The sequence below is a fragment of the Synechococcus sp. R55.7 genome (assembly GCF_047461955.1).
Taxonomy (GTDB): Bacteria; Cyanobacteriota; Cyanobacteriia; order Thermostichales; family Thermostichaceae; genus Thermostichus.
The window spans coordinates 2,670-13,177 of the sequence record NZ_JANSIC010000006.1 but is presented as its reverse complement, the minus strand read 5'-3'; the positions used below and the strand labels follow the sequence as shown (position 1 = coordinate 13,177).

Here is a 10,508-nt window from a genome sequence, read left to right as displayed (position 1 = left end):
CAGGCTCTGGCTATTGTGCTGACTTTTCTGGCTATGGGGGTGGGATCCCTGCGTTCTGCCGGCAGTTGGGATCCCTCTTGGCCTGAGCTGCTGTTTGGCTTGGTCTGGGCCTTCTACAACCTGATGATCCTGACGGTGCGCCCCGACGATCACGATTTTGCCGGCTTTGCTTTTCCCAGCAGCAGCGCCGCTGCGGCGACAGAAGAGAGCGCCGACCCATAGGCTGCCAAGCCAAGACAAGTTCATCGCAAAACCAAATCCCCACATCCATTCAGCTGCTGCATGGATGAAATGGCAGGCTGCCGCGGCAGATGGTGGGCAAACGCTATGCTGTGAGAAGTGTAGGATAAGTGGATCGGCACAGGTTGTCTCCAACTCTCCGGGGAGGTGTACCGGTGGAGAGGGGGGATCCCTGGCCAAGTCGCCCCTCCTGTTTGCAGGATTGAACGCGGTCTTCTAGGTTCAGAACGACACACCTGTGGAGTCAGAGAGACCCCCCCTTCGACTGCTCCCCCTGGGTACGGATCCCTGGCAGCAGGGCTGTGCCTATTGGCTGGAGATGGGATCCCACCGTTTGCTTCTCGATTGCGGGTTGCCCGCTCCTGCCCTCTTTAAGGCTCTGCCAGGGATCCCGGATGCGGTAATCTGCAGCCATGCTCACTTTGACCATGTGCAAGGGCTACCTGCTTTTCATCGTCGTTACCCTCAGGTACCTCTCTACGCCACGCCGGTGACTGCTCATTTGGCCGCTGGTCTGTGGGAGTGTGGCGTTTGGCCAGGCTACGACCGGGACATTCGCTTTCCCCCCTTTCGGGCGCTGCCTTTGGGCCGGGCGCGAGAGATTTTGCCCCATCTGATGCTCACTTTCTTTGCGGCTGGGCATCTGCCGGGAGCGGCGGCAACCCTGCTGCAAAATACCCAAACCACTCCGGCCCAAGCCTGCGTGTACACGGGCGACTGTTCCCTGGCCTCAACTCGCTTTGCCCCCGGCTTGGATCTCATTGCTTTGCGCCACTGGCAGCCGGACGTGTTGCTCATCGAGGCTTCGCTGGGATCCACCCGCCATCCACCCCGTCGTCACCTGGAAAATCGCCTGGTGGAGCGGTTGCTCAGCGCCTTGGAAGCGGGGCAAACGGTGCTGTTTCCCCTGCCAGTGTTGGGGTTGGGGCAGGAGCTGATCTTTCTCCTCAAAGCCCACCACCGCTTTACCCAAGCCCCCCAAGAGCTCAAGATATGGGTGGCGCCGGGGCTGGCGGCAGGCTGCAATCTCTACGAGCGCTTGCTCACCTACCTGCCGGAGCCGGTGCGCAATTTCGCCACCTACCAGCCCTTGTTCTGGGAAGACCGCCTGCAGCCGCGGGTTCAGCCCCTTACCGAAGCGGATCCTCTGCCCCAAGGCTTGCTGCTGTGCGACGCCGATGCCGGGCCTGAGGCTTGGGATCCAATTTGGTCGAGGTTGTTGGCCCAACCGCAGCGCTCCTGTCTGCTGGTGCGGCTGCCAGAGGTGGAACTGGCTACCCCGTTTGAGCGTTGGCCGGCGCCGCTGCGCTCCCGCATTGCCGTTGAATGGATAACCTGGCACAGCCACAACGATGTCGGGCATCTCACCCAGATCATCCACACCTTTCGCCCCCAGCATTTGGTCTTGGTTCACGCCGACCCCAAGCAGGCTCAGGATCTGGCGGATCTGCCGGAGCTGTGCAATCGCTACCATGTCCACTGCCCTCAGCCTGGGCATTGGCTGGAGTTGCCCGATGGGCACCTACAAACCCCAGTTAGGCTCGCGGAGCTGAAGGCCGGTTCCCCCGCCGAGATCAGGGATCCCCCTTTGCGCTATGAGGGGGAGGTGGAAGAAGTTTGGCAGGAGCAGGGGTCGCCGCGGACTTTGGCGGGGGTACAGGTGCGTCTGCCGCCCCAGATTACCCAGGATCCCCGTTGGCCGGCCTGGGCCGATACCGGCCTGGTGGAAGCCCGCTGGCAGGGATCCGAACTGGTGCTGCGCGGCCTTTCTCCACGGGAGCTGATCCGCCCGGCAGAGGCTGCCCCTTCTCCAGCAGGGATCGTGCCGCGTCCAAAACAGCCTTCTGTATCCAGTCATCACGGTGGCAAAAAGTGCCAAAATTGTCGCTTTGCCCGCCAGATCTTGACTTCCCAAGCCCAAGCCTTTCGCTGCGATCAGGAGCGTTCCCCCCTCTACCGCCTCAGGGTGGATCCCCAGGGGAGCTGCCCCTACCATCAGCCGCAGGAGATCCGCTCTTCCGGTTAGCCGTCAAGCCAGGGAAGCCCAAAGGCTAGAATGGGGCAAGTCGCGGTGCCAACCATGCTTGAGCAAGATTCCTGGGCAAATCATCGCCGTGGGCCGGTCGGATCCCTGGAGCGCCCAGCCGAGGCCTTGGCTGCGGCCAGCCCGCCCGTAGTGCAGATGGTTGGGGTGAACAAAGTCTATCCACTGCCGGAGGGCAGTTTTCAGGCCCTCTACGATATCGACTTGGCGATCCAGCCGGGAGAGTATTGCGCCATTATGGGGCCCTCTGGATCCGGCAAATCCACCCTGATGAACCTCATCGGCTGCTTGGATCGGCCCAGCTCAGGGCGCTACTGGCTGGATGGGGTGGAAGTTTCCACCCTGACCGATCGCGATTTGGCCCACATTCGCAACCAAAAAATCGGCTTTGTCTTCCAGCAGTTCCATCTCCTGCCCGTCCTGACAGCGCTGGAGAACGTCATGCTGCCCTTGGCCTATGCTGGGATCCCGGAGCCGGAGCAACGCCGGCGGGCCAAGCAAGCCCTAGAACAAGTGGGCTTGGGGAGCAAACTGCAGCAGCGTCCGGCCCAACTCTCCGGCGGCCAGCAGCAGCGGGTGGCGATTGCTCGTGCCATTGTCAACCGACCCCAACTGTTGCTGGCTGATGAGCCGACTGGGGCTCTGGATAGCCATACCGGCCAGGAAGTGCTGAACCTTTTTGCGGAGCTCCACCGGCAGGGCATCACCCTGGTCGTGGTCACCCATGACCTTGAAGTAGCCCAGGCCGCCCAGCGCATTATCCGGGTTGGGGATGGCCGTTTGCTGGATTGAGAGGGATCCGCCTGGGGGCAGTTGGGTTCAGGAGAGTTCCCAGTTGCGGTGAACTGGCGTGCCGGATGGATCCCTGGCCTCACTTTGGGTGAAGGTCGAAGGGAATGTCTTAAACGGGCATGGGATAACCCTATCTAGGATGGCCCAGCTTGGGCTACTCTAAACGCAACTGAGGGCTTGGGAAGAGGATCCGTCCATGAAACTGATCGAAGATATCATCCGGTTTTTGGAAACCCGCCTGGAGGAATTTCTCAGGGCCCACCCTGAGATCGAGCTGCAAGCCCTCGATGAGCAGTTGCGCCAGCAGGAATCCGATACCCTGCGGCTGTTGCAGGAAAGCCGCGCCCAAGAGGAAGCTCTCCAAAAAAGCATTCTCAACTTGGCTGAGGAGATTAAAACCTGGCACTTTCGCATTGAGAAGGCGCAGCGGGCCAATCGCCCCGATCTAGCCGAAGGAGCGCGACGCCGGGAGGCTGAGCTGTTGGAGAGGGGCAGCCAGCTATGGAGTCAAATGAAGGCCCAAAAGGAGAAAATCCAACAAATGGAAGCGCTGCTGCCGCAAATTCGCCAGCGCCGCCAAGAAGTGAAGGCTAAGCTGCAGGAGGTAAGAGCCGCGCAAGCCAAAGGCATCGACAACCCGGACCGGAATTTCAGCCCTTGGGGAAAACCTTTCGAGGCTTGGGATGAATTGGAAGAGCAATTTCGTCAGCTAGAGGTGGAAAACGAATTGAATGACACGAAGAGGAAGGTGCGGGAACAGCAGCGGCGGTAACAGCCTGACCCAAAATCTTGTTAGTTTGCTAATGTTGAATCCAGTCGCAACAGCCAAAATCGAGCTGGGCGGAACTTGTGATTTAAGCCCTTGGTCTCAAGAGCCATAGCCACATCATTTCCAGAACTTTCTCTGGCACCGACCGGGAAGAAAAGTCTCTCCTCTCCCCCAAGAGTGATACGCTATTGGGCATGAATGAGTTGTATCTGAATCACCCCACATTTGGTCTGCTCTACAGCCTGTGTCAGGTCGACGAAAATCAGGCTCTCTTCACCACTCTCTACGCCCAAAGGCTCTTTTTTCGGGTTTACTTCAGGCCGCCGGATAACAGCGGGGATCCTGCTGCCATGGAGGAGTTGGTCTTCGATCCGATTAGCCGTAATGAGGCTCGCCAGCTCATCGAAGAGCAAATGCGCCTGCTGCGCCGTGCTGCCCGCCAAGATGAGCTAGAACAATTGCAGTTGATCTACAAGCAAACCTTTTCCTGAAAGAGGGTTTTCTGAAGGTCTTGCAGGGCTCAGGACGAGGGTTTTGTTCCTCAGATAAGATAGCCACCTAAAACTGAGACAGAAAGCGCAGGTCGCTGGTATAAAACAGGCGGATATCCTGAATGCCGTGGAGGAGCATGGCCATCCGCTCAATGCCGATCCCTGCCGCAAATCCGGTGTAGCGCTCCGGGTCGTAGCCCACCGCTTGAAATACATTGGGATCCACCATGCCGCAGCCGAAGATTTCCAGCCATTTCGAGCCAAAGCGCACGTCCATCTCAGCAGAAGGCTCGGTAAAGGGAAAATAGCTGGGCCGAAAGCGGGTTTCTCGCTTGCCCAATAGGCGGGTGATGAAAGTGTTGAGGGTGCCCTTCAGGTCGGAAAAGGTGAGGTTCTCGCCCACCGCCAAAATTTCCATCTGGTGAAACACAGCGGAGTGGGTGGCATCCACGGTATCGCGGCGCATCACCCGACCGGCATGCACAATGCGCAGCGGCGGCTGGTGTTGCTCCATGTAGCGCACCTGCACCGAGGAGGTTTGGGTACGCATCAGGTAGCCATTGGCCAGGTAGAGGGTATCCTGCATATCCCGCGCCGGATGGTCGGCAGGGGTGTTGAGGGCCTCGAAGTTGTAGTACTCCGTCTCGAGCTCAGGCCCATGCACCACGGTGTAGCCCATTCCCACAAAGATATCGAGCATGCGGTCGATGGTGGCCTGCAGCGGATGGATCCGCCCCAGAGGCCGACGGGGCCCGGGCATAGTGACATCCAGGCGCTCTGCTTCTAGGCGGGCCAGCAGTTGAGCTTCACCAAGGGCCTGTTTGCGCTGCTCCAGACTGGATTGGAGGGCCTCTTTAAAGGTGTTGGCCAAAGCGCCAATGGCAGGCCGTTCTTCTGGGGGCAGCTTCCCCATTCCCCCCAAGATTTTGGAGAGCTTACCTTTCTTGCCCAGGTAGTCGATGCGGATCTGTTCCAGAGCCTCCAGACCGTCAGCTTGTTCCACTTGGGCGAGGGCCTCGCTTTGCAGGGTGAGAAGCTGTTGGCGAAGCGTGTCTTTTTCGTCTTGCATGGGGCCGATTCCAAGGGCAGAAGGGATCCCTGGGGGTTGAGGGAATCCCTATAAAAGTATCACAGGAGGGAGCCTGACTGTGCTTTCCCAGCCAGTGGGGATGGCCAGCAGCGGGGAGAATTTGGGGGTTAGCTCTGAGGCGCCGAATCTGGCAGCAGACACCCCAAAGCATCACACCCCGCCGGCCCCTCTGCTGCCAAGGTAAAGTTGCGGTCGTAGCGGGCCAGGGCCGCGAAGAAGTTATCTGTCCGCCGTCTCTTTTTGACCTCGGCCACCAGTCGTTCGTAGGTGGGCTTGTCGATTTTCTCAAAAGGCAGGCGGGGGAAGGGGGCATCGAAGCGGGCCAGCAGCGCTGCGCTGATGTAGCCCTCGTCGTCGCGGATGGCTTCGTAGATACGGGATCCCAGAGCTTCCACCTCGTCCTCCCGCAGCTCGATGGTGGCGGAGGTGTTGTGGGTGGTGTAGTACTTCTGAACCTGCATATAGAAGTCAAACTGGGCCAGGGCCGAGAATTGCTCGATCTCGATCTGGCCAGCACCGGGCAGGTTGGCCCATTCTACTTCCACAGGCAGTTCCACCAGCCATTCGGTACAGCGGGGATCAAAGGGGTCGTTGAGCAAGTTCCCGTTTTCATCTTTGTCCGCCTGAGCAGGTACCACCGAGTAGCCATAGTCCAGACAGGCCAGCGCCACCGGGTCATTTTTGGCAAAGGTGATGCGGCGGATGTAGCGTTGGGCTTTGGGCGGGTGCCAGCCGGGAGAGGCGTTGGTGAGCAGCGACTTGGTGCCGGCGGGCTGAACCGTGGTGCAGCGGTTGGGGCGGCGCAGGCTGTGGCGGTCGCAGTAGTCCCAGACCACGCGGTGGACGATCTCCTTCCAGCGGCTGAGGTATTCCCGCTCCTGCTGCTTGAATTCCTTCCCGATGGGGGTATCGGGTCTCCCTTCCTGCCACCAGCGCAGCCATTCAACCCCAAAGGCTTTGACGCAAAAGTCGAACAGGCCTGTGAACGAGACGCCGACGATGGGATCCCATTCCCGCGAACGCTGAAAGCGGGGTTCCACAAAGCGGTGGTGGAGTAGGGCTGCCACCGTGAGGGCTCCCGCCGTGAAGGCTTCCTCTTGCTCTTGCCGGTTGTGGGGATCCAAACGGTTGAGGTGGATCTCGGCCAAGTTGCAATGGAATGTGTGGCCAATAATCTCGCCACAGTTGTGGACAACAAACCCATTGGCATCAAAGCACGCTGGGCCGGGGACAGTACAGTCATACACCGGCTCTACCCCGTCTGCCTCAAGGGCAGCAACCGTCACAGCAAACCGCTCTCGGTTGAGCTGGCGCTTGTAGCCATTCAGCAGTGCCTCTAGCTTTTGGGCTTTGTGCGGTTCCCGAAAGCCGACCCATTCCTGGAACAGATGCAAGTTGTCGTTGGCAATAACCAATTCGTGCTGGGCTTTGCAAGCGTATGGTGCAGGTTGGCGAGCACTGTTCGGCAGCAGGCGATATCCAGCAGGACGGCGATTCTCATACAAAACTGCAATGATGCCCAGCCGCGCCAGCATGCGCTGAACCGCTTTGAGGGTACCCAGATGGCTTTGAGAGAGCCGCACGCTAACCCCTTTCTCCTGATTACCTTGCACGCTGCCATCCGCATCAAAGAGCCCGCACAAGAAGCCTCGATGAAACTGGAAGCTGGTGGCTTCGAGCGCCTCTGTCATCTGCTTTTGTCCGGGCCTCATGCCGAACTGGGCCGCCAGTTTTGCCAACCCCCTGGAGCCGATAACCCGCAACCCAAGCTGCGCATAGTGATATGCCTCTGGCTGGCGGGGCTCGTAACCCACTGCCGTTTGCAAAAGCTGAATCGCATACTGGCTCATTTCGGCTTGGGTATCTTGCCAATAGCGTAATAAAGCCGTGTCGTTCCACGGGGTTGCCGTAAGGCTACCGTCACCCAGCAAATTCCCCAAAAGCCAGCCTTCTTCCCAGGTACCCGCCCCATCCCACGGGGTGAGATCGCGATGGTTGTGCAGCAGGATGCGGTCGCCCGGTTGTAGGCTTTCTGCCGGTACCCACTCGGTGTATTGTGCCTTTTGGGTTTGAGCGGTGACTTTGAGAACCCGATGGTTGCCTGTCAGCCGCAGAGAGAACCCTTCCTTGGTCAAAAGCTTCAGCACAGGCTTGGTACCGGAGTAGAAGAACCCCTCCGGTGTGGTACTGAATAGTTCTCCATTGACATAGGTGCTGTGCTGCTTCCCAATCAGGTCTCTCACCTGGCGCGGCCCATCGCCCGTGTGCACCCAGGTATCGGCTGTCACGCAGGGGTTCAGCCCATAGCGCCACAGGCGATCCTGAAGTTCCTCTTCCCCTAGGGAGGGATCCCGTCCCTTTAGCCATTCTCGGGCCGTTCCTGCCTCATAGGCTTTGAGAAAGTCGGGTTTTAGGTCGGGTGGGATAAGGTCGCAATTGGCCCGTGCTACGGCTTCCCCGGCCCACTGGATGGCGCCCTCACCGGAGTAAAACTGCTTCCGCACGGCCTCAACACATTCTTCCCGCGTCGGCTTGCGGTGAAACACCCGCGTGTGGTTAGCCATGCGCAGGGCATCTCGCTCGGGATCAATTCTCCAGTTGCCGTTTTCGTCCTGCTGCCAGAGGTTGTCTTTGGCGGTGGATCCCAGCTGGTCGTCGGCAGCAAACTGACGAATGCCAGCGCTACGACGAATGTTTCCCGCCACCACCACCACCGCCGCCTCGTCGATGAGCAAACAGCACTCCACCGAGTTCAGTTGCCGACCTACCGCCCTGTTGAGGATGGCGGCACAGCGCTCGTACAAGCCGGGCAGCTTAATGGGGTTGGCTACGCCCCCAAACCCTTTCAGCCGCTCCCCAGCCGGGCGGACATCGCTCAAGTCCACTGTCACTTCCACCTGGCCCCCAAAGCTGGGATCCGACGCCAGCTCCAGCAGCGCTTGGTAGGACTCCACCCAGCCGCGGCGGCTGTCCCCCACCTGGATGTGCACCTGGGATCCCTGCCGTTGGATGCGGGTGTGTTCCTGCCGCTCTTCGGGAGGGGTGGCGCCGATGGATCCCTTCACGTGAACCCGCAGGCGGTTGACAATGGGGGGCAACTGGCGGATGAACTGGGGTTCCAGCACCGCTCCCGTGCCGCAGCCCATCATGGCCAGATCCATCATCAGGCCAAAGGCCCGCCAGTCCACCACCGCCAAACTGGTGCAGTTGTAGGCACCGGAGAAGTTTTCCGGCTTCTGGATCCAGTCGGTGCCCATCACCCACAAGGCTCGACCGGAGATCAACGCCTTCAACTGCCGCTGCATGCGCTCTACCAGCTCCCGCTCCTGAGGGGTAAAACGCCCCAGCCGGGCGATGTCGGCCAAGGTGCGCTCGCAAACTTCGCCCCAAGTCTCGCGGTTGCCATCCGGGCGGCGACGGCTGTAGGTGCGGTAGAACACCGGGCTGGCCGCCGGGGCTGTGGCCGGAAACTCGCCTGGAGGCGCGGATCCCGTCGTTTCAGCGGGATCAAGTCCCTGTACTTCTTTGCTCTGTTCGCCTGAGTGGGACGAAGTCCACACCATAGCTACACCTCCTCTGCAAAGCTCGGTAGTTCCGACTCTTGAGCGCCGGTTGGCAACCCCGCCGACCCAATGCCCAACCACGTTATCACAATCTTCAGGGATCCGGTGTTGTAGGTAGTGTTGTGCTCTGAGAAGATCTTTAAGAGCCTCTAGGGATAGGGCAGGCCCGCTGTCTGCCGGGGGAGCCGCAAGGGAACGGAAGGCCCGGCAGAAGGGCTACAGTGGAGGAGAGGGATCCCAAGTTAAGGGGCTGCTTGTCGTCTTCAACGGCACCTTCCTGGGCCTTCTCCCCAGTGAGAGCTGTGTAAGGAGTTGTATCGTCATGACCAGTCGCCTGCGCATCGGTAGCTTGTGGGGGATCCCCTTTTTCATCGACTACACCTGGTTCCCGGCGGCCCTCCTGCTGGTGCTCTCCTACGGGGTGTTGACGGCGATGGGGTTGTTTCTTTCTCTGCTGGCCCATGAGTTGGCCCACAGCTTGGTGGCCCGCGCCTATGGGGTACGGGTTAACTCGATAACCCTATTTATTTTTGGGGGTATGGCGGCGATTGAGCGGGAAGTTCCCCGCCCCCTTGGGGCTTTTTGCGTGGCGGTGGCAGGCCCTCTCCTCAGCTTGGGTCTGTTTGTTTTCTTCAGCGTGGCCCGGGCTTGGGCTGTGCCGGAGTCGATGCTGGCCTCAACCCTCACCAGCTTGGCTGCCATCAACCTGACGATTGCCCTGTTTAACCTGCTGCCGGGCCTGCCTCTGGATGGGGGGCAAATGCTCAAGGCGGCCATCTGGGGTTGGACAGGGGATCGGCAAAAGGGTATGCTGTGGGCGGCCCGAGCCGGCCAGGGGGTGGGCTGGGGTTTGGTGGGGCTAGGTCTGCTGGTGGTATTTTGGGGGAGCCTCAACGGCCTCTGGGTGGGGTTGATCGGCCTGTTTATTTTGAACACCGCCCGCCGCTACAGCCAGTACGCGCAACTGCAGCAGGTGCTGGCCCGCCTGAAAGCTGCAGATGTGATGACCCGCCAGTTTCGGGTTTTGGACGCGAACATGAGCCTGCGGGAGTTTGTGGATCGCTATCTGGTGCCTTCTTCTCTCAGGCCGGAAGCCCCAACTCAACCGGCGGACGTTTATTTTGCTGAGGAAGATGGCCGCTACCGTGGGCTGGTCAGGCCAGAATTGCTCAACGACATCGAGCGCAGCCAGTGGGATCGCCTCACCCTCAAGGCTATTCTCAAGCCGATGGAGCAACTGCAGGGGGTACGAGAAGAGACCCCCATTCCCCAGGTAATTCAGATGATGCGCCAGGCAGAACCCCGCCGCATTTTGGTTTTCACGCCCACCGGCGCCATTGCTGGCTTGATCGACCGGGGGGATGTGGTGGCCATGGCTGCCCGGCAGTTGGGGGTCGTGCTGCCCCAAGAGGTGGTGCAGCGGGTGCGCGATAGCGAAGAATGGCCCCCTGGATTTCAGGTGGAGGACAATCTGGCCGGAGAGGGATCCCCCAGTCTGGCTTGGCAGGGATCCCCGGAT

At 60.0% G+C, this 10,508-nt stretch carries 7 protein-coding genes and 1 pseudogene; 6 read left to right on the top strand and 2 right to left on the bottom strand.

The window, feature by feature from the left end:
* From NW820_RS00840 to NW820_RS00820, 5 genes and pseudogenes are all read left to right on the top strand, one after another.
* Positions 1-222, top strand: a pseudogene (locus tag NW820_RS00840) (cellulose synthase); the annotation flags it as partial.
* 256 nt (positions 223-478) lie between these two features.
* Positions 479-2,266, top strand: coding sequence for an MBL fold metallo-hydrolase (locus NW820_RS00835; protein ID WP_414399914.1), 1,788 nt, complete (start codon positions 479-481; stop codon positions 2,264-2,266).
* A 54-nt stretch (positions 2,267-2,320) separates the two neighbouring features.
* Complete coding sequence (locus NW820_RS00830) at positions 2,321-3,076, top strand: ABC transporter ATP-binding protein (RefSeq protein ID WP_011432379.1); 756 nt, start codon at positions 2,321-2,323, stop codon at positions 3,074-3,076.
* A gap of 196 nt (positions 3,077-3,272) precedes the next feature.
* Positions 3,273-3,848: a TIGR04376 family protein gene (locus NW820_RS00825; RefSeq protein WP_011432378.1), complete on the top strand. Its 576-nt coding sequence runs from the start codon at positions 3,273-3,275 to the stop codon at positions 3,846-3,848.
* A 191-nt stretch (positions 3,849-4,039) separates the two neighbouring features.
* Positions 4,040-4,336: a PipX family protein gene (locus NW820_RS00820; RefSeq protein ID WP_011432377.1), complete on the top strand. Its 297-nt coding sequence runs from the start codon at positions 4,040-4,042 to the stop codon at positions 4,334-4,336.
* A gap of 67 nt (positions 4,337-4,403) precedes the next feature.
* On the opposite strand, the gene pheS is transcribed toward NW820_RS00820, so the two are convergent.
* A complete protein-coding gene (pheS, locus tag NW820_RS00815; protein ID WP_011432376.1) occupies positions 4,404-5,405 on the bottom strand; it encodes a phenylalanine--tRNA ligase subunit alpha in 1,002 nt (333 codons plus the stop codon).
* Between the two features lie 128 nt (positions 5,406-5,533).
* Positions 5,534-8,989, bottom strand: a complete 3,456-nt coding sequence (gene nrdJ / locus NW820_RS00810; protein ID WP_414406418.1) for a ribonucleoside-triphosphate reductase, adenosylcobalamin-dependent — start codon at positions 8,987-8,989, stop codon at positions 5,534-5,536.
* 322 nt (positions 8,990-9,311) lie between these two features.
* Between nrdJ and NW820_RS00805 the strand changes: the two genes are divergently transcribed.
* A partial coding sequence (locus NW820_RS00805; protein WP_414406417.1) for a site-2 protease family protein occupies positions 9,312-10,508 on the top strand: 1,197 nt, incomplete at its 3' end.

Coding starts and splice junctions, on each gene's coding strand:
- NW820_RS00825 (WP_011432378.1), top strand. CDS start 3,273: ATGAAACTGATCGAAGATATCATCCGGTTTTTGGAAACCCGCCTGGAG.
- NW820_RS00820 (WP_011432377.1), top strand. CDS start 4,040: ATGAATGAGTTGTATCTGAATCACCCCACATTTGGTCTGCTCTACAGC.
- nrdJ (WP_414406418.1), bottom strand. CDS start 8,989: ATGGTGTGGACTTCGTCCCACTCAGGCGAACAGAGCAAAGAAGTACAG.
- NW820_RS00830 (WP_011432379.1), top strand. CDS start 2,321: ATGCTTGAGCAAGATTCCTGGGCAAATCATCGCCGTGGGCCGGTCGGA.
- pheS (WP_011432376.1), bottom strand. CDS start 5,405: ATGCAAGACGAAAAAGACACGCTTCGCCAACAGCTTCTCACCCTGCAA.